Origin of the sequence: Aquitalea sp. LB_tupeE (genome assembly GCF_013391415.1) — a bacterium.
In the GTDB taxonomy this organism is placed as follows: domain Bacteria; phylum Pseudomonadota; class Gammaproteobacteria; order Burkholderiales; family Chromobacteriaceae; genus Aquitalea.
In genome coordinates, this window is sequence record NZ_JACAXB010000013.1 from 181,740 (window position 1) to 202,160 (window position 20,421).

The 20,421-nt window shown below is 60.2% G+C and carries 14 protein-coding genes; 6 read left to right on the forward strand and 8 right to left on the reverse strand.

The window, feature by feature from the left end; genetic code table 11:
• Window positions 1–39: 39 nt before the first annotated feature.
• The 3 genes from rng to secA form a co-directional block, all read right to left on the reverse strand.
• Window positions 40–1,536 carry a ribonuclease G gene (rng, locus tag HWX34_RS06200; RefSeq protein ID WP_045846438.1) on the reverse strand — a complete coding sequence of 499 codons (1,497 nt, stop codon included), beginning with the start codon at window positions 1,534–1,536 and terminating at the stop codon, window positions 40–42.
• A gap of 14 nt (window positions 1,537–1,550) precedes the next feature.
• Window positions 1,551–2,147 (reverse strand): nucleoside triphosphate pyrophosphatase, encoded by a 597-nt coding sequence (locus tag HWX34_RS06205; RefSeq protein WP_178971428.1) that lies wholly within the window; start codon window positions 2,145–2,147, stop codon window positions 1,551–1,553.
• Window positions 2,148–2,326: 179 nt separating this feature from the next.
• On the reverse strand, window positions 2,327–5,044 hold the full coding sequence (secA, locus tag HWX34_RS06210) for a preprotein translocase subunit SecA (RefSeq protein WP_178971429.1): 2,718 nt from the start codon (window positions 5,042–5,044) through the stop codon (window positions 2,327–2,329).
• 478 nt (window positions 5,045–5,522) lie between these two features.
• Here secA and HWX34_RS06215 point away from each other — a divergent pair, with 478 nt between their 5' ends.
• The 4 genes from HWX34_RS06215 to HWX34_RS06230 all read left to right on the forward strand — a co-directional run bounded on the left by HWX34_RS06215 (window position 5,523) and on the right by HWX34_RS06230 (window position 10,893).
• The gene (locus HWX34_RS06215; RefSeq protein ID WP_178971430.1) at window positions 5,523–7,262 is read left to right on the forward strand and encodes an ABC transporter permease subunit; all 1,740 of its coding nucleotides are present in this window, start codon (window positions 5,523–5,525) and stop codon (window positions 7,260–7,262) included.
• A 14-nt stretch (window positions 7,263–7,276) separates the two neighbouring features.
• Window positions 7,277–8,593 (forward strand): AAA-associated domain-containing protein, encoded by a 1,317-nt coding sequence (locus HWX34_RS06220; protein WP_178971431.1) that lies wholly within the window; start codon window positions 7,277–7,279, stop codon window positions 8,591–8,593.
• A 99-nt stretch (window positions 8,594–8,692) separates the two neighbouring features.
• Window positions 8,693–9,124 (forward strand): DciA family protein, encoded by a 432-nt coding sequence (locus tag HWX34_RS06225; RefSeq protein ID WP_178971432.1) that lies wholly within the window; start codon window positions 8,693–8,695, stop codon window positions 9,122–9,124.
• A gap of 158 nt (window positions 9,125–9,282) precedes the next feature.
• The gene (locus HWX34_RS06230; protein WP_178971433.1) at window positions 9,283–10,893 is read left to right on the forward strand and encodes an inorganic phosphate transporter; all 1,611 of its coding nucleotides are present in this window, start codon (window positions 9,283–9,285) and stop codon (window positions 10,891–10,893) included.
• 98 nt (window positions 10,894–10,991) lie between these two features.
• On the opposite strand, the gene HWX34_RS06235 is transcribed toward HWX34_RS06230, so the two are convergent.
• The 4 genes from HWX34_RS06235 to HWX34_RS06250 are packed head-to-tail and all read right to left on the reverse strand — an operon-like array spanning window position 10,992 to window position 14,853.
• On the reverse strand, window positions 10,992–12,074 hold the full coding sequence (locus HWX34_RS06235) for a sulfate/molybdate ABC transporter ATP-binding protein (protein WP_178971434.1): 1,083 nt from the start codon (window positions 12,072–12,074) through the stop codon (window positions 10,992–10,994).
• A 47-nt stretch (window positions 12,075–12,121) separates the two neighbouring features.
• A complete protein-coding gene (gene cysW, locus HWX34_RS06240; RefSeq protein WP_178971435.1) occupies window positions 12,122–13,000 on the reverse strand; it encodes a sulfate ABC transporter permease subunit CysW in 879 nt (292 codons plus the stop codon).
• A gap of 9 nt (window positions 13,001–13,009) precedes the next feature.
• A complete protein-coding gene (gene cysT, locus HWX34_RS06245) occupies window positions 13,010–13,840 on the reverse strand; it encodes a sulfate ABC transporter permease subunit CysT (RefSeq protein WP_178971555.1) in 831 nt (276 codons plus the stop codon).
• A gap of 20 nt (window positions 13,841–13,860) precedes the next feature.
• On the reverse strand, window positions 13,861–14,853 hold the full coding sequence (locus HWX34_RS06250; protein WP_178971436.1) for a sulfate ABC transporter substrate-binding protein: 993 nt from the start codon (window positions 14,851–14,853) through the stop codon (window positions 13,861–13,863).
• 360 nt (window positions 14,854–15,213) lie between these two features.
• Here HWX34_RS06250 and HWX34_RS06255 point away from each other — a divergent pair, with 360 nt between their 5' ends.
• On the forward strand, window positions 15,214–16,512 hold the full coding sequence (locus HWX34_RS06255; protein ID WP_178971437.1) for a DUF3422 family protein: 1,299 nt from the start codon (window positions 15,214–15,216) through the stop codon (window positions 16,510–16,512).
• A 238-nt stretch (window positions 16,513–16,750) separates the two neighbouring features.
• A complete protein-coding gene (locus HWX34_RS06260; protein WP_178971438.1) occupies window positions 16,751–18,376 on the forward strand; it encodes a methyl-accepting chemotaxis protein in 1,626 nt (541 codons plus the stop codon).
• Between the two features lie 100 nt (window positions 18,377–18,476).
• Here the strand turns inward: HWX34_RS06260 and HWX34_RS06265 are convergent, their stop codons facing one another.
• A complete protein-coding gene (locus tag HWX34_RS06265) occupies window positions 18,477–20,375 on the reverse strand; it encodes a propionate--CoA ligase (protein WP_178971439.1) in 1,899 nt (632 codons plus the stop codon).
• Window positions 20,376–20,421: the final 46 nt, after the last annotated feature.

The following is a 20,421-nucleotide window of genomic DNA, read 5'->3' on the forward strand; positions in this document are numbered from 1 at the left end:
CTCCATGACCACGCGGCCCGGGCCATGCCGGGCCGGTGCTTACAACAGGACCACGTCAAACTGTTCCTGGGTATAGGTGCTTTCCACCGACAGCGAAATCGGCTTGCCGATGAAGTCCACCAGCATGGCCAGGCTTTGCGATTCTTCGTCGAGGAACATGTCGATGACTGGTTGGGCCGCCAGAATGCGATAGCCCTTGGCGTCGAACTGGCGTGCCTCGCGCACGATCTCGCGCTGCACCTCGTAACACACGGTCTGGGCGGTCTTGATTTCGCCACGGCCCTGACAGGTGGGGCAGGGTTCGCACAACACGTGCGCCAGGCTCTCGCGGGTGCGCTTGCGGGTGATTTCCACCAGACCCAGGCTGGTAAAGCCGTTGAGGGTGACACGGGTGCGGTCGCGCGCCAGCGCCTTGGCCACTTCGCTCAATACCGCAGTCTGGTGCTCTTCATTGTCCATGTCGATGAAATCGACAATGATGATGCCGCCCAGATTACGCAGCCGTAGCTGGCGGGCAATGGCCTGGGTGGCTTCCAGATTGGTCTTGAAAATGGTTTCGTCAAAATTGCGGTTGCCGACAAAGCCGCCGGTGTTGACGTCGATGGTGGTCATCGCCTCGGTCTGGTCGATGATCAGGTAACCGCCAAACTTCAGGTTCACCCGCCGCGACAGCGCCTTGTCGATTTCCGCCTCGATGGAAAACAGCTCGAACAGCGGCCGTTCGCCGGAATAGCGCTCGATTTTGCGCACGGCAGACTGCACGTATTGCTCGGCAAATTCCACCATACGGCTATAGTTTTCGGTCGAATCGACAATCACGTGTTCGGTGGTATCGCTCACCATGTCGCGCAGCACGCGCACCGCCAGCGGCAGGTCTTCGTACAACAGGCTTTGCGCCGGCAGGTGCTGCGATTTGTGGCGGATGTCGGCCCACAGCTTGGACAGGTATTCGATGTCGGCCTGCAGCTCGGTATCGGTGGCGGTTTCCGCGCTGGTGCGGATGATGTAGCCACGCGGCGTGCTGGGCGGCAGCAGTTTTTCCAGCCGTGCTTTCAGGCTGTGGCGTTCCGACTCGCTCTCGATCTTTTGCGAGATGCCGATATGTTCTTCCTGCGGCAAATGCACCAGGAAGCGCCCGGCCAGCGAGATTTGCGTGGACAGCCGCGCACCCTTGGTGCCGATCGGGTCCTTGATCACCTGCACCAGTACGGTCTGGCCTTCGAACAGCATTTTTTCGATGCGTTGCGGTTCGGTAGGGTGCTGGCGCTGCTCCAGCACATCAGCGATGTGCAGGAAGGCGGCGCGTTCCAGGCCGATTTCGATGAAGGCACTCTGCATGCCCGGCAGCACGCGCTTGACCTGGCCCAGATAGATGTTGCCGACAATGCCGCGGCTGGCGGCGCGTTCCACGTGCAGCTCCTGCACAATGGAGTCCTCCAGCACCGCTACGCGGGTTTCCTGCGGGGTGATGTTGACGAGGATTTGTTCCTTGGGGCGCTGAATGTCGCGCGGCAGCGGAATGGACTGATGCAGCATGGTCTTGTCTCCGCTCAAGGAAATGCGTGGCCGAACAGGCCCAGCAGTTCGGCAGTTTCAAACATAGGCAGACCCATCACGCCGGTATAGCTGCCGGCAATATGGTCGATGAACACCGCCGCCAGGCCCTGGATGCCATAAGCACCGGCCTTATCGAACGGTTCGCCACTGTCGATGTAACGCTGGATATCGCTATCGCTCAACACGCGGAAATGCACTTCGGTAATGCTGGTGCGCAATTCGACCCTCTCGTCCTGACGCACGGCCACGCTGGTGACCACCTGATGGTTGCGACCGGAAAACGCCCGCAGCATGCGTGCAGCATCAGCCGCGTCAGCCGGCTTGCCAAAAATTTCTCCATCCAGCACCACGGTGGTGTCGGCGGACAGCAAGGGGCGGGAAGGCAGTCCGCAGTTCTGCACTACGGCCCAACCGGCAGCTGCTTTTTCGCGCGCCAGGCGCTCGGTATACGCCACTGCGGCTTCGCCGGGCAGCACGGATTCATCAATATCTGCGTGGATACGTTCCAGATGCACGCCCAGCTGTTCCAGCAGTTCGCGACGACGCGGGCTGCCGGATGCCAGGTAAATACGGGTATCGCTTGGGGTCATGATGTTGTCGCTGCCAGTGTTATCAATATTTATTAAGCTGCAAGGGTAGCAGAGCGGCCATTTGCCTACCATCTGCTGCACTGCAAAAGCTAGCCGGCTACGTAGCTGCACCTATGCAAAACGCCCTGCATAAAAGCAGGGCGTTTGCTGGTTCATGGCATGGTCAGACGAGGTCGGACTCAGGCCAGGCGGCCATGGCACTGCTTGTATTTTTTACCGCTGCCGCAGGGACAAGGGTCGTTGCGGCTCACGCGCAGGCCTTGCTCGGCCAGGGCGTCGGGCGACAAGGGATTGTCCTCATCGTCCGCTGCACCCAGCGATGAACCCGGCTCGGCGTGCTGCATTTCGTACTCGCCATGCTGATGCGGTTCGACCGCGTCCACGTCTTCCTGACCGCGAATCTGCACCGTCATCAAGACATTGACCACGCTGCGCTTGATGCGCTCCAGCATGTCGGCAAACAGTTCGAAGGCTTCGCGCTTGTACTCCTGCTTCGGGTTCTTCTGCGCATAACCACGCAGGTGAATACCCTGACGCAGGTGATCCATGGCGGCCAGATGTTCACGCCAGTGGGTATCCAGCATCTGCAGCACCAGGCTGCGTTCGAACTGGCGCATCACCTGCTCGCCAGCCAGCTCTACCTTGGCCTGATAGGCAGCGGCAGCCTGCTGGATGATGCGGGCCTTGATGTCCGGAATATCCAGGGTGGATTCGGCCTTGATCCAGTCGGCCACCGGAGCGGCCAGCTGGAATTCGGCTTCCAGGGTTTTCTCCAGGCCAACCAGGTCCCACTGTTCTTCCATGGACTCCGGCGGCAGGTGCAGGTCTACCAGGTCGGACAGCACGCCTTCGCGCATATTGATGACCACGGCGCTGACGTCTTCATCCTGCAGGATGTCGTTACGCTGCTGGTAGATCACCTTGCGCTGGTCGTTGGCCACGTCATCGTATTCCAGCAATTGCTTGCGGATGTCGAAGTTGCGGCCTTCCACCTTGCGCTGGGCGTTTTCGATGGAGCGCGATACCCACGGGTGTTCGATGGCTTCGCCGTCCGGCATTTTCAGACGATCCATGATGGCGGCCACCCGGTCGGAGGCGAAAATGCGCAGCAGCGGGTCTTCCAGGCTCAGGTAGAAACGGGAGGAGCCCGGGTCGCCCTGACGGCCGGAACGGCCACGCAGCTGATTGTCGATACGGCGCGATTCATGACGTTCGGTACCGATGATGTGCAGGCCGCCGGCAGCCAGTACCGCGTCGTGGCGTTGCTTCCACTCGGCACGGATGGCTTCGACGCGGGCGTTCTGCTCGGCCTCAGTCAGGCTGTCGTCCTTCTGTACTGCGCGGATTTCCGGTTCCGGGTTGCCACCCAGCACGATGTCGGTACCACGACCGGCCATATTGGTGGCCACGGTAATCACGCCCGGACGACCGGCCTGCACCACAATGTCGGCTTCACGCGCATGTTCCTTGGCGTTCAGCACATTGTGCGGCAGCTTGGCCTGTTGCAGCAGTTGGGCAATCAGCTCGGAGTTTTCGATGCTGGTGGTACCTACCAGCACCGGCTGGCCACGCTCGTGGCAGTCCTTGATATCGGCCAGGATGGCGTCGTACTTCTCGCGTGCCGAACGATACACCTTGTCCTGCGCGTCCTTGCGCTGCATCGGACGGTTGGTGGGGATCACCACGGTTTCCAGGCCATAGATGCTCTGGAACTCGTAGGCTTCGGTATCGGCCGTACCGGTCATGCCGGACAGCTTGCCGTACAGGCGGAAGTAGTTCTGGAAGGTAATGGATGCCAGGGTCTGGTTTTCGCGGTTGATTTCCACGCCTTCCTTGGCTTCCACCGCCTGGTGCAGGCCTTCGGACCAGCGGCGGCCGGCCATCAGGCGGCCGGTGAATTCATCCACGATCACCACTTCACCATCCTGCACCACGTAGTGCTGATCCAGATGGAAGAGCGAATGGGCGCGCAAGGCGGCCATCAGGTGGTGCATCAGGGTGATGTTGGTGGCGGAATACAGGCTGTCGCCTTCCTTCAGCATGCCCAGCTGAACCAGGATGTCTTCGCAATGCTCGTGACCGGCTTCGGACAGCAGCACGCTATGGGCTTTTTCATCCACCCAGTAGTCGCCCTCACCGTCTTCGGCTTCCTGACGTTTTAGCAGCGGCGGTACCGCGTTCATGCGCTGGTACATGTCGATATTGTCTTCGGCCGGGCCGGAGATGATCAGCGGGGTACGCGCTTCGTCGATCAGGATGGAGTCCACTTCGTCGACCACGGCAAAAGCCAGCTTGCGCTGCACTTTTTCACCGGTGGTGAACACCATGTTGTCGCGCAGGTAGTCAAAACCGAATTCGTTATTGGTACCGTAAGTGATGTCGCAGGCATAGGCGGCCTGTTTGTCGTCATGCGCCATTTGCGACAGGTTCACGCCCACGGTCAGGCCGAGGAAGTTGTACAGGCGGCCCATGATGCCGGCATCACGGCTGGCCAGGTAATCGTTGACGGTGATGACATGCACGCCATTACCGGTCAGTGCATTCAGGTACACCGGCAGGGTGCCCACCAGGGTCTTGCCCTCGCCGGTACGCATTTCAGCAATCTTGCCGTTGTGCAGCACCATGCCGCCAATCAGCTGCACGTCGAAGTGACGCATGCCCAGCACGCGGCGCGAGGCCTCGCGGCAGACGGCAAAGGCCTCCGGCAGGATACTGTCCAGCGATGCGCCATCAGCGATGCGCTTTTTGAACTCGGCGGTTTTTCCCGCCAAAGCCTCGTCGGACAGCGCTTTCATGCCATCTTCGAGGGCATTGATGCGCGCCACTTCCTGACGATACTGCTTCAGCAGACGGTCGTTGCGGCTGCCAAATACTTTCTTGAGTAGCGAGGAAATCATGTATTCCAATCCAGAGGCCCGGACGGGCCGATAAAACAAAATAGCCGAAAGTGTAGCACATCCCGAGAACAAGGTTATGGGGGCGAGCTTGCGCTGAATCAAGCCATGCGGCTCAAACTTCTCGCCGCCACACGACAGCCATGACAAGCTGTCATTGCCACCATGACAAGTAGTTGCACATCATTACAATGAATCCGGATTTGCCAATTAAGGCAAAACCAGCATAAAGACCGGCAAATGGCTGATTTACCGCTATTTTTCTACCAAATCATGTCGTTACATAATCCATACAAAAAATTGTCAAAATTCATCAAAATTTTATGAATGCCTTGTTATCATTCGTGCGCATTTGCAGAGCCAGTTTGATGTTTGACCACGGCGTGCCGTGCCATAACAAAAGATGGTGCTCATCTGATGAAGAAGCGGAACGGGGCCTGCACCGTACCGCCAGGTTAACCACACCAATCGGAGAGGCCTGATGACTAGCGTTATCCGTCCGTTTATTCCCGCCACAGCCAAGCGGCTGCTGCCCAATCGCTGGGACTTGATTGCTTTCCCGCTGATTCTGGGTTTCCTGTTGTTTGCCACCACCGGCATCCAAGGGACCTGGGCCCCGATCAGCGCCTTGCAGACTGAACCCATCTCGCTGGATGCGGCCAATCTGCCCGAATATGCCTTGCGCACCACCTTGCGCATGCTGGCCGCCATGCTTGCGTCCATCGTGTTCACCCTGATCTACGGCACGCTGGCAGCAAAAAGCCGCCGCGCCGGCCAGTTGCTGGTGCCCATTCTGGACATCCTGCAGTCCGTACCGGTGCTCGGTTATATCTCGTTTACCGTGACGTTTTTCCTGGCCTTGTTTCCCGGCCGGGTGCTGGGTGCTGAATTTGCCGCCATTTTTGCAATTTTCACCTCGCAAGCCTGGAACATGACCTTCAGCTTCTACCAGTCGCTGCGCACCGTGCCCAACGACCTGAAAGAAGTGTCGCAAAACCTGCGCCTGTCCGGTTGGCAGAAGTTCTGGAAGCTGGAAGTGCCCTTCTCCATGCCGGGCATGATCTGGAACATGATGATGTCGATGTCCGGCGGCTGGTTCTTTGTGGTGGCGTCCGAGGCCATCACCGTAGGTGACAAGACCGTCACCCTGCCGGGCGTCGGTTCCTACCTCGCCATGGCCATTGCACAGAAGAACCTGACCGCGGTGGGCTGGGTGATTCTCACCATGACCGTGGTCATCATCATTTATGACCAGTTCCTGTTCCGCCCGCTGGTGGCCTGGGCCGACAAATTCCGCCTGGAAGACACCATGTCGCAAGCAGCACCGGAATCCTGGGTACTGAACCTGATCCAGCGCACCCGCGTCATCCAGCAGATGCTGCGTCCTTTTGGCAAGCTGCTGAAAGCCACCGCCCGCTTACGCCTGAACATCAGTCTGCCGCGTGCCATCCACGCAGAGTCCCACTCCAGCGTGTCTCGCGGGCTGGATATTGTATGGGGCAGTTTCATGGTACTGCTGTGCGGCTATGTGAGCTGGAAACTGTACAGTTTCATCAGCAGTGAAGTGGGGCTGGGTGAAACCTTCAAGGTGGTTGGCCTGGGCTTCATCACCCTGATCCGCGTCACCTTGCTGATTGCGCTGGCTTCCATCATCTGGGTGCCGCTGGGCGTGCTGATCGGCCTGCGTCCGCGCCTGGCCGAGATGATTCAGCCGGTTGCCCAATTCCTGGCGGCCTTCCCAGCCAACCTGCTGTTTCCGGTGTTCGTGGTATTCATTGTCCACTTCAAGCTGAACCCGGATATCTGGCTGTCGCCACTGATCGTGCTGGGTACCCAGTGGTACATCCTGTTCAATGTGGTGGCCGGTGCCAGTGCCTTCCCCAATGACTTCCGCGAAGCGGCCACCAATTTCCACATCAAGGGCTGGCAATGGTGGCGGCAAGTCATGCTGCCTGGCATTTTCCCCTACTACATTACCGGTGCCATCACCGCATCCGGCGGGGCCTGGAATGCCAGCATCGTGTCGGAAATGGTGTCCTGGGGCGATGACAAGCTGGCAGCCCATGGCCTGGGCGCATATATCGCCCAGATGACCGCTGCCGGTGACTTCCCCAAGATTCTGCTCGGCATCTGCGTGATGTCGCTGTTTGTCGTTCTGTTCAACCGTTTGCTGTGGCGCCCGCTGTACGCCATTGCCGAAAACAAACTCCGTCTCAACTGACCAGGGGGAAAATCATGCACAACGAAACCACAACCCTGCGGCAGGAAATCTTCTCCCTCAAGCATGTCGACAAGGGCTATCACAAGGGCGGTGAAGACGATATCCAGGTACTGGACGACGTCAACCTCACCCTGCACGAAGGCGAAATCGTCGGCCTCTTGGGCCGCTCCGGTTCGGGCAAGTCCACCCTGCTGCGCATCATTGCCGGGCTGATCCAGGCCAGCAGCGGCGAAGTGAACTACTGCGGCCAACCGCTGACCGGCCCTGCCGAAGGCGTGGCCATGGTGTTTCAGACCTTTGCCCTGTTCCCGTGGCTGACCGTACTGCAAAACGTGGAAGCAGGGCTGGAAGCCCTGGGCGTGGAGCCCAAGGAGCGCCGCCGCCGCGCACTGGCCGCCATCGACCTGATCGGCCTGGACGGCTTTGAAAACGCCTACCCGCGCGAACTGTCCGGCGGCATGCGCCAGCGTGTGGGCTTTGCCCGTGGCCTGGTGGTGAACCCCACCCTCTTGCTGATGGACGAACCGTTCTCCGCGCTGGACGTACTGACTGCCGAAACCCTGCGTACCGACCTGCTCGACCTGTGGAACCAGAAGCAACTGCCGATCAAGTCGGTGCTGATCGTCACCCACAACATCGAAGAAGCCGTATTCATGTGCGACCGCATCATGGTGTTGTCGTCCAATCCCGGCCGTGTAGTCGCTGAAATCAAGGTACCGTTTGCCCATCCGCGCAACCGGCTGGACCCGGCTTTCCGCAAGATGGTGGACGACATCTACGCGCTGATGACCCAGCGCCGCAGCGCCGACACCCTGCACAAGGTGCAGCTGGAAATCGGCAGCCCCTTGACCGAAGTGTCCACCAACCTGATGGCCGGCCTGATGGAAGCGCTGGCCGCCGCGCCATACAACGGCCGCGCCGACCTGCCGGAAATCGGTAGCAAGCTGCTGCTGGAAGTGGACGACCTGTTCCCAGTGGCCGAAACGCTGGAGCACCTGGGCTTTGTCGAACTGCGCGACGGCGATATCGAACTGACCGCCGCCGGCAAACTGTTTGCCGACTACGGCACGCAGGAACGCAAGGTGCTGTTTGCCGAGCATCTGCTGCGCCATATTCCGCTGGCCGCCCGTATACGCCGTGTATTGCAGGAACGTCCGGGCCAGCGCGCACCGCGCCTGCGCTTTGAACAGGAGCTGGAAGACTCGCTCAGCGACAGCGCCGCCGAGGAAACGCTGGATACGGTGATCAGCTGGGGCCGCTACGCGGAAATCTTCTCCTACAACGACCACAGCGAAACCTTCAGTCTGGAAGACATGGAAGGCGGACAGTAAACTGCTGTATGGTAGTGGACACAAGGGCCGCACCCCCCAGGTGGCGGCCCTTGTGCATTATTCGGCTACAATACCTGCTTCCACCCAGTCAGACGTCCCATGTCAGAACGCCAGTTTGAAGATATCGCCCGTGGTGACAGCACGCTGCGCCAGCTTACGCGCGAGGCCAATGCGCTGATGGCGCTGGACCAGGTATTCCGCAGCCAGTTGCCGCCGCAACTGGCCGAAGCTTGCCGTGCCGTGCGCATTCGCGATGGCGAGCTGGTGGTGTTTGCCAATAACGGCATTGTTGCAGCGCGGCTGCGCATGATGGGCAACGGCCTGCTGGCCCCGCTGGAGGCTCGCGGCTACAGCGCCAGCAAGGTACGTATCAAGGTGGACATCCACCTGACACCCCCGCCGCCGCCGCCCAAGCGCATCGGCATCAGCCAGCAGGCGCTGGCCGAAATCGAAGCCGGAGCCCAGCAAGTCAGCAACCCGCTGGTCAGCGCGGCACTGGCGCGGCTGATTGCCCATCACCGCCAGCGCTGAATGGACCACCCGGAGGCCGCTGTACGCCTGTTGCAAGCTGTGCCCTTCACGGCAATATATTAAATTTTGTTTTAAATCAATCAATAACAGCTTAACTGTAACTCTCTTGCAATCTGTCTGGCGTATCAATGCTATCTGGATATGATCAAGGAGTTTTCATGAGCCAGTCTTCCGAGGTGGCACTCAGCCGCAGTACGGCCGCAACGGCAGTACATCGCCCGACCAACAGCAGCACCGTTTTATTGTTCGTGGCTCTGCTGATTGGCGGCTTGCTGTTTGCCGGACTGAACCTGTTTCACGATGTCAATGACACCATTGCCCGCCATGGCAGCTGGATTTCCATCCTGTTGCTGATTCTGGCGCTGCTGATTGCACTGGGCTTCGAGTTCGTCAATGGCTTTCACGACACGGCCAATGCGGTTGCCACGGTGATTTACACCCACTCCCTGCCACCGCACGTGGCGGTAGTGTGGTCTGGCCTGTTCAACTTCCTCGGTGTACTCACTTCCAGCGGTGCCGTGGCTTTTGGCATCATTTCGCTGCTGCCGGTGGAGCTGATCCTGCAAGTGGGTTCCAGCGCCGGTTTTGCCATGGTGTTTGCGCTGCTGATTGCCGCCATCCTGTGGAATCTGGGTACCTGGTGGCTGGGCCTGCCCGCCTCCTCCTCGCACACCCTGATCGGCTCCATCATCGGTGTAGGCATTGCCAATGCGCTGATGCATGGCCGCGACGGCACCAGCGGGGTGGACTGGACCCAGGTGAGCAAGGTGGGCTATTCACTGCTGCTGTCGCCATTGGTGGGCTTTTTCTGTGCTGCCCTGCTGTTGGTGCTGCTCAAGCGTCTGGTCAAGCAGCCACAGCTGTTTGCAGCACCGGAAACCAAGGATGCCCCGCCGTGGTGGATTCGCAGCCTGCTGGTTCTGACCTGCTCGGGCGTATCGTTTGCCCACGGTTCCAACGATGGTCAGAAAGGCATGGGCCTGATCATGCTGATCCTGGTCGGCACGGTACCGCTGTCCTATGGCCTTAACCGGGCGCTGCCTGCCAGCGAAATGGGCAAGTTCGTGCTGGTGGCCCAGGCCACGCAACAGTCGCTGCAGCAAGCCGTACCGGCCGCGGCACCGTCAGAGCCGCGCATGGTGCTGACCCGCTATATCCGCAACCAGCACTGGGAGGCCGATGTGGTACCGGCGCTGGCCGCCGTGACCGGCCAGATTGGCAAACAGATCGAAACCCACGGCAGCCTTGCCGCCGTGCCGCAGGCCTCGGTGGGCAATGTCCGCAATGATATGTACCTGGCGTCCGAATCCATCCGCCTGTTGCAGCAAAGCAAGGACGCGCATCTGGATCAGACCACGCTTGGCAATCTGAAAACCTTCAAGGGTGAGCTGGATGCTGCCACCAAGTTCATTCCCACCTGGGTGAAAGTGACCGTGGCCATTGCACTGGGCCTGGGCACCATGGTGGGTTGGCGCCGCATTGTGGTAACCGTGGGCGAAAAAATCGGCAAAACCCATCTGACCTATGCCCAGGGAGCTTCGGCCGAACTGGTGGCCATGAGCACCATTGGGGCTGCCGATGCCTTTGGTCTGCCGGTTTCCACCACCCACGTACTGTCATCCGGCGTGGCCGGTACCATGGCGGCCAACCGCTCTGGCCTGCAACTGGATACCCTGCGCAACCTGTTGCTGGCCTGGGTGCTGACTCTGCCGGTAGCCATTGCCTTGTCGGCCAGTCTGTACTGGGTGTTCAGCAAGCTGTTTGTCTGAGCCTGCGCCAGCGCAGGTGCCCTACTGACATCGCGCTTACCGCTCTTCATGAAAAAAGCCGCCCGTGGGCGGCTTTTCCGTGTTCTGGCAAAACGGAATCAGATCACATAGTCCTGCTGTCCGGGGGCATCTTTCAGAAACACCGCCAGCTTGCGCGGTGTCACGTACACGGTGTCGCCCGGCACAATGCCCAAGCCACGGAAACGCTCCTTGCTCACCGCAGCTTCGATGGTCTGGCCATCTGCCTGCCGCAGCTCGACCCGCACCACCGGCCCGACCGCGTGAATGTGCTCAACCCGGCCTTGCGCCAATGCACCATCGGCCTGCAAGGTCAGGTCCAGATCATGCGGGCGCACATAGGCTACGGCGGCATCGCCGTCGGCATCCTGATGCTGGCCCAGCGCCTGTTCATAACTGCCGATGGTGAGCTGACCGGCATCCACCCGGCCATGGAACAGGTTCACATCGCCCAGGAACTGGGTGACAAAGGGCGTCGCCGGATGTTCGTAGATATCATCCGGGCGGCCCACCTGCTCGATATGGCCGTGATCCATCACCACCACGCGGTCGGACACTTCCAGCGCCTCTTCCTGATCGTGGGTCACGAACACGCTGGTGATGTGCATGTCGTTGTGCAGGTCACGCAGCCAGCGGCGCAAATCCTTGCGCACCTTGGCATCCAGTGCGCCGAAGGGTTCGTCCAGCAGCAGCACCTTGGGCTCTACCGCCAGCGAGCGGGCCAGGGCGATACGCTGGCGCTGGCCGCCGGACAACTGGCCGGGATAGGCATCCGCCAGCCAGTCCAGTTGCACCATCTTCAACAGCTTCATCACCCGTTCGCGGATTTCCTCTTGTGACGGGCGTTCGCGGCGCGGCTTCACCGACAGGCCGAAGGCCACGTTGTCGAATACCGTCATATGGCGGAACAGCGCGTAATGCTGGAATACAAAGCCTACCTGGCGCTCGGCCACATGGGTGTGGGTGGCGTCGGCACCACCAAACAGCACCTGACCGGCGTCGGGCTTTTCCAGACCGGCAATGATGCGCAGCAAGGTGGTCTTGCCGCAGCCGGACGGGCCCAGCAAGGCCAGCAGCTCGCCGGACGCGACATCAAGACTGACATTGTCCAGCGCAGTGAACTGGCCAAACTGTTTGCGGATATTACGGATTTCAATACTCATCGTGGCTCTCCGGCCGCCGCCCCTGGCAGCGGTTCACATCATTCGGTTCAGGGTTGTGCTGCCTGGGCTTGCAGGCGGGCTTCGGCGGTGCGCAGGGTGGAGGCCTGTTGCTGACGATGCAGCCGCCATTCCACCAGCGATTTCACCAGCAGGGTCACCAGCGCCAGCAAGGCCAGCAGCGAGGCGCAGGCAAACGCGCCAACGAAGTTGTATTCGTTGTAAAGAATTTCCACATGCAGCGGGATGGTGTTGGTTTCCCCGCGGATATGGCCGGATACCACGCTGACCGCGCCAAATTCGCCCATGGCACGGGCATTGGTGAGGATCACCCCGTACAACAGGCCCCACTTGATATTGGGCAGCGTCACCTTGCGGAAGGTCTGCCAGCCGCTGGCCCCCAGCACGATGGCGGCTTGTTCTTCATCCGCCCCTTGCGACTGCATCAGCGGAATCAGCTCACGTGCAACAAAGGGAAAGGTGACAAATACTGTCGCCAGCACAATGCCCGGTACCGCAAAAATCACCTGCAGGCCGTGGTCTTGCAGCCAGCCGCCCACGACGGTATTGGCCCCGAACAGCAGGATGAACATCAGCCCGGCTACCACCGGCGACACGGCAAACGGCAGGTCGATCAGGGTAGTGAGCAGACTTTTGCCACGAAAATCAAAGCGGGCAATCGCCCAGGCTGCCGCCACGCCAAACACCAGGTTGAGCGGCACGGCAATGGCGGCGGAAATCAGCGTCAGCTTGATGGCGGACAGCGCCTCCGGCTCCACCAGCGCGGTGAGGTACAGCTGCCAGCCCTTGTGCAACGCTTCCCAGAACACGCCAATCAAAGGCAGCAACAAGAACAGGAACAGGAACACCAGCGCCACCCCCGTCAGCGCATAGCGTACCGGGCGGCTTTCAGTCGTCAGATTAGCCATGTGGACTCCTTAGCGCGCACCGTGGCGGCGTGCGGCCCACCACTGGATCAGGTTGATTACCAACAGGAAGACAAAGGAAATGCCCAGCATCACCAGTGCCACCGCGGTAGCGCCTTGCTGGTCGAACTGGTCCAGCTTGGAAACGATGATCAAGGGGGCGATTTCCGACACCATCGGAATATTGCCGGCAATGAAGATAACCGAGCCGTATTCACCCGTCGCACGGGCAAAGGCCATGGTGCCGCCGGTAATCAGCGAGGGCAGCGTGGCCGGGAAAATTACCCGACGGAAAATGTCCCAGCGGCTGGCACCCAGGCAGGTGGCGGCTTCTTCCAGCTCTTTTTCCAGGTCTTCCAGTACCGGCTGGACCGTGCGCACCACAAAGGGCAGGCCAATGAAAGTAAGCGCCACGATGATGCCCAGCGGGGTGAATGCCACCTTGATGCCCAGCGGGGACAGAAACTGGCCGATCCAGCCATTAGGCGCATACAGCGTGGTCAGCGCGATACCAGCCACCGCCGTGGGCAGGGCAAAGGGCAGGTCCACCAGCGCATCCACCAGCCGCTTGCCCGGGAAGGGGTAGCGCACCAGCACCCAGGCCACCAGAAAACCGAACACCAGGTTGATGAGGGCGGACAATCCGGCAGTAGCAAACGACAGCCGGATGGATGCCATCACCCGCGGGCTGCCCACCGCAGCGGCGAAACCATCCCAGCCCATGCCGACGGTGGAATACACCAGCGCGGCAAACGGCAGCAGCACGATCAGCGCCAGCCAGAACAAAGTAATGCCAAAGCTGAGCCGGAAGCCCGGCAGTACGCTATGGCGCAAATTGAGGATATTGCTCACAGTCGCTCCGCTTAATGCTTGCTGTAGATCTGGTCAAACACGCCGCCATCGGCAAAGTGCTTTTTGTTGACCGCCGCCCAGGAACCGAACACGCTTTGCACCGTGAAGGTTTTCACATAGGGAAACTGGGCATCGAATTTCTGCGCCACGGCCTTGTCCTGCGGACGCAGATAGTTTTGTGCGGCAATGGTCTGGCCTTCGGTACTCCACAAGAAGCGCAGATAGTCTTCCGCCTGTTTGCGCGTACCTTTCTTGTCCACCACCTTGTCAACCACAGCCACCGGGTTTTCCGCCAGCACCGATAGCGGCGGGTAGACGATTTCAAAGCTGCCACGGCCAAACTCGCGGGCAATCAGCTCGGCTTCGTTTTCAAACGTCACCAGCACATCGCCGATCTGGCGCTGCATGAAGGTGGTGGTGGCAGCGCGGCCACCTCCATCCAGCACCGGTACATTCTTGAAGATGCCAGTCACCAGTGCACGCGCCTTGGCTTCGCTACCACCTGGCTGCTTCAGCCCTGCCCCCCAGGCCGCCAGATAGGTGTAGCGGCCGTTACCCGAGGTTTTCGGGTTGGGAATGATCACTTGCAGGCCGGGCTTGGCCAGGTCGTTCCAGTCGCGCACCTTGTGCGGGTTGCCCTTGCGCACCAGGAATACCGTGGTGGAAGTGAACGGCACCGAGGCATTGGGCAGGCGGCTGGACCAGTTGGCCGGAATCAGGCCGCGTGTGGCCAGCAGGTCGATGTCCGAGGCCTGGTTCATGGTGATGACATCCGCCGCCAGGCCATTGGCCACCGACAAGGCCTGCTTGCTGGAGCCGCCATGCGACTGCTGGATGCTGACGGTTTCGCCGGTCTTGGCCTTGTAGGCTTTCTGGAAGGCCGGGTTGTAGTCCTTGTAGAAATCGCGCATCACGTCGTAAGACACATTCAGCAAGCTGGCATCGGCCAGCACATGGGCGGACAGTAATGCTGCCAACACCGCAGCAAAAGCGCGCAATTTCATGATGGACTCCAGAATGGTGGGAATGCATCATGCTAACCCGCCATCCTTATTCGATTTAATAATATTATTACCTACACTTATATAAAATTAATCTATCAAACCCCTGACGGGTGACAAGCAAGTTTCCACTGGGCCATGCAGGCTGTCTGCAAACCATCACGGCCCGACTGGCCTGAAGCGCGTCACACCGCAACCCGACCCTTGCTGAATGGTGCTCAGTACAAGGGCAGCTACGCTGGCGTGGTAATTGCATGGTGTGCAGCAGTGACGTTCGGGTATGCTGATGCGCGCAAGCGGTTTGAGTACTGGGCAGGCTGGCGGCCACCCCAGTCCTGAAACCGTTTCTATTCAGGACCTGTCATGACCACACTCACCCCGCATCACCTGCGCCGTGAACTGAACGAAGAGGCCCATGCCCGGCCCTATGCCGCCATTCCCTCGCCGGCGCGGCTGACCTCGCTCAGCCTGTATTACGACTTTGACGATGCACCACAACGCGCGGCACTGGCCGACCTGGCGCAGCGCATGGGCCTGCCCGCCCCGCTGCCCGGCCAGGCGTATTACTCGGCCAGCGCGGGCGACCTGCTGGTGCGCTGGTCCTTGCATGCCGAATTTGCCCGCTACACCTTTATTGTCAGTGGTGATTGCAACGACCCCTTCGACCGCACCCCGCTGGACCGCATTCCGTCGGCCTGGCTGCGCGAGCTGCCCGGCGTGGTGCTGGTGGCACTACATGCTGTGCTGTTGCCGGCCGAGCGGGAAACCGAGCTGGCCGACATGTCCAGTCGCTGGTTTGGCGGCCGCGAGCTGATTGGCGCAGAAATCGGCGACGGCAACGGCACCGCCTATACCGACCTGCGACTGCACCCGGATGCCCGTCTGGCCGAAGGCTTCTCCCGTTATGTGGTGGTGGACCGCGCCATGGGCCCTAACCAGTCCGGCCGCATGCTGCAACGGCTGTTCGAGCTGGAAACCTACCGCATGCTCACCTTGCTGGCACTGCCGATTGCCAAGAAGCAAATGCGCGATCTGGATAACCTGGGTATTGAATTGCGCGCCATCACCGAGCGCATGGCCAGCGGCGAGGGCAATGGCTCGGACGCGCAACTGCTGTCCGAGCTGACTGGTCTGGCCACCCGGGTGGAACAGCTGATTTCGGAAAGCCAGTACCGTTTTTCCGCATCCCAGGCTTACTACCGTCTGGTAGAAGCCCGCATTGGCGAACTGCGCGAACAGCGCATCTCCGGCATGCAGCCCTTCCGCGAATTCATGGAGCGGCGACTGTCCCCGGCCATGAACACCTGCGACACCGTGCTGCGGCGGCAAGACCGCATCACTGCCCGGCTGCAACGCACCACTGCCTTGCTGCGTACCCGGGTGGAGGTGCTGCATGAAGAACAGAACCGCGCCTTGCTGGCCAGCATGGACCGCCGCGCTGCCTTGCAACTGCGCTTGCAGGAAACGGTGGAAGGCTTGTCGGTCGGGGTACTCACTTATTACATGGTGAGCCTGTTGCATCACCTGCTGGCTGCAGTGGAATCGGTCGGCGTGCATCTGAACGTGGAACTACTCACCGGCATCGCCATTCCGCTGGTGGCGCTGGCAGTGTGGTTCAGCATGCACAAGCTGAAAGCCTCGCTGGTAGGCGGGCACGATTGAAACGGGTCGGCCTGCCGTCTTCTGGCAGGCCGGTTTGCCAGAAAGCAGCACTTTCATAGCCCGCCACTGCGTCACTGATTGGCCATTGTTTGACAATGATGATTGTCATCATTCAGACATTCCCGGAAAATCCCCTGCCTGTACCAAGGTAAGCGTCATTCAGCCGGTGCGCCCCTGTATGTACATCCGCCAATCAACATCACAACAGGCTTAGCCTCACCCCGCACGGATTCACGTCATGACTCACCAGAACCAGAAGCTCAAACCCGTCCTGACCGGCTTTATTGCCATTGTCATCATCCTGTTGCTTGGACTGGGCCTGATCACCCTGTACAGCCTGCAACGCATAGACCAGACCGCGCATTACGAACAGGACGTCACCAATGAACTGGTTCAGAACATGACGGACGTGCGCTACCACGTGGTGCAGATCCAGCAGTTTCTGACCGATGTCAGCGCCACCGGCGACGCCGATGGTTACAAGGATGCTGAGGAGCACTATCAGGCCGTACAAAAGAATCTGCCCACCATTGCCCGGCTGGACCCGCAACTGGCTGGTCAGGTCAGCAGCATGCAACAAGCCCTTGACCAGTTCTACAACGTTGGCAAACGCATGGCCAAGGCCTATGTCGAAGGTGGCCGTGAAGCGGGCAATGTGTTGATGAAAGAAAAAGGCAGCGGCTTTGATGACCGCGCCGAAGCACTGACCAAACAGGTTGAAAGCCTGAACGAGCAAATCCAGAAGGCAGATAATGCTGCCTATGCCGCCATGAACAAAACGGCGAACGATTTGCGCAACATGATGCTGGGCCTGACCGCCATGCTGGTGGTGGTGGTGGTACTGGGTGGATTACTGCTCTACCGCCGTGTGTTTGGCGTACTGGGTGGCGAACCGGCACTGGCCATGGAAGTGGCCAACCGCATTGCCAGCGGCGACCTGAGCCAGCGCATCGAACTGTCGTCCGCCAGCCAGGGCAGCCTGATGGACAGCCTGTCCACCATGCAGCGCCAGCTGCGCAACATCACCAGCAATATCCGCACCTTGTCCGGCGAACTGGACAGCAGTGCCGACAGCATGAGCGGTGCCGCCCACAATCTGCAGCAAAGCAGTACGGTACAAAGCGAATCCACCCGTTCGATGAGTGTATCGGTGGAAGAAGTGCTGCAAAGCATCCAGCAACTGGGCAGCCAGAGTGAAGACGTTGGCCACGAAGCACGCAATGCCGGTGCCATGGTGAGCGATTGCGAACAGCTGATCCATTCCACTGCCAGCGATATCAGCCACATTGCCCAGCGTATCGGCAGTGCCGCCACCGCGATTGACGACCTGGACAAGCAGACCGACGCCATTGCCTCCATTACCCGCACCATTCATGACATTGCCGACCAGACCAATCTGTTGGCGCTCAATGCCGCGATTGAGGCGGCACGCGCCGGGGAAATGGGCCGGGGCTTTGCGGTGGTAGCCGATGAAGTACGCAAACTGGCCGAACGCACTGGCGTGGCCACGGTGGAAATTTCCGGCCAGATCGACACCATCCGCCAGGGCATGAGCAGTGTAGTGGGCGTGATGCAAAGCAGCGTGGATGCGTCCAATCACGGCGTGGAGCAAACCCACAAGGCACGCGACGCCATCAGCAGCATCCGTCAGAACACCGACCAGATCGCCCAGCATATCCAGGGCATCAGCCTGGCCTTGCACGAGCAACAAACCGCCATGTCCGACATGGCCCAGCGCATCGAAGTGGTGGCCAACATGACCGAGGCCAATCAGGCCACGGTGGAAGCCTCTGCAGCCGCCTCCGACCAGCTGAGCAGCCATGCCAAGGCACTGCATGCCGCGGTTGGCGTGTTCCGTACCTGATTCAGCAGCCATAAAAAAACCGCATCCGGTAAAGGATGCGGCTGAATCCACAGCCGGTAACTGACCCGCACCGGCTGCTTCCACCCAATCGCTTATCCGGTCAGGACTGCACTGCCTCGCGCACTTGTTCCAGCCCGGTAGGGTCGTCCAGCGTGGTCAAGTCACCCGGATCCCGTCCCTCGGCCAGCGCCTGGATAGAACGGCGCAGCACTTTGCCGGAACGGGTCTTGGGCAGCTGGTTGACGAAATACACCCGCGCCGGATTGGCAATGGCCCCCAGCTGGGATGCCACCTTGGCAATCACTTCTTTTTCCAGTGCGGCTTTCTTTTCCGGGTCCTTCAGTACCGACGGGTCGCGCAGCACGGCAAAGGCCTGCGGCACCTGCCCCTTTAGCGTGTCATGCACGCCCACCACCGCCACTTCGGCAATGGCGGAATGGCCAGACACGGCCTCCTCGATTTCCCGGGTGCCCAGGCGGTGGCCGGCCACGTTGATCACGTCATCGGTGCGGCCAAGAATGGTGAAATAGCCGTCGGCATCCCGGATGCCCCAGTCGAACGAGGAGTACACCTTGCGGTCCTGGAACAGGCTGAAATAGGTGTTCACAAAACGTTCGTCCTGCCCCCATACCGTAGTCATGCAGCCCGGTGGCAACGGCGGAATCACTGCAATCACGCCCTTCTCACCCGCCGCTACTTCCTCGCCGGTGGCTTCGTCCAGCAGCTTCACGTTATAGCCATACACCGGCAACCCGGGACTGCCCAGCTTGGTGGGCAAGGCTTCCACGCCATTGCACACGGTCAGCATCGGCCAACCGGTTTCGGTCTGCCAGTAGTTGTCCAGCACCGGGATTTTCAGTTCTTCGGAAATCCAGCTGGCGGTGGGTTCGTCCAGCGGCTCGCCTGCCATGAACAAGGCCCGCAGGCTGGACAGATCGTATTTGTGCAGCCATGCCGGGTCTTGTTTCTTCAGCACACGGATGGCGGTGGGGGCGGAGAACATGATGGTGGCACGGTATTTTTCCACTAGCTGCCACCAGATGCCCGGATCCGGACGAATCGGCAGGCCTTCGTACACCAGCGTGGCCATGCCGCAGATCAGCGGGGCATACACGATGTAGGAATGGCCCACCACCCAACCGATGTCCGAAGTGGAGAAGAAGGTTTCACCCGGCTTGCCGCCGTAGATGTATTCCATGCTGGAAGCCAATGCCACCGCATAGCCGCCGGTGTCGCGCTGCACACCCTTGGGCTTTCCGGTAGTGCCGGAGGTGTAGAGGATGTAGCTGGGGTGGTTGGATTCCACCCACACCACCTCGGCACGGTCATCCAGATGCTGCTGGCGCAAGCTGGCGTAATCCAGATCACGCCCCGGTTTCATCATCGGCGCTTCGGCGAGGCCACGGTTGACCAGGATCACCCTGTCCGGTGCCGCCGTGCCTGCCAGTTCCATGGCCTCGTCCACCAACGGTTTGTAGGCAATCACCTTGCCGCCACGCATGCCGGCATCGGCAGTCACCAAGAGCTTGGGCGCGGCGTCTTCGATACGGGTGGCCAGGCTGGCCGAGGCAAAACCACCAAACACCACCGAGTGAATGGCCCCCAGCCGCACCGTGGCCAGCATGGCAAACACGGCTTCGGGAATCATCGGCATGTAAATCAATACCCGGTCCCCCTTGCCCACGCCCTGTGCCTGCATGATGGCGGCAAAGCGGCTGACTTCTTCGTGCAGCTGACGGTAGGTGTAGGTGAGTTCGGCACCGGTTTCGCTGGACACATGAATCAGCGCGGCCTGGTCGGGCCGGGTTTCCAGATGACGGTCTACCGCGTTGTAGCAGAGGTTGGTTTCGCCACCGGCAAACCAGTGCCGAAACGGTGGGTTGTCGTATTGCAGCACCTGCGTACAGGGCTTGTGCCAGTGAATCCGCTGTGCCTCGGCACCCCAGAAGACATCTGGCTGCTCGATGGAACGGCGGTGGAATTCTTGATAGGCGCTCATGCAGTCTCCCGAGGATGTAGGCTAGTTCATTGTTTTATTTATCAAC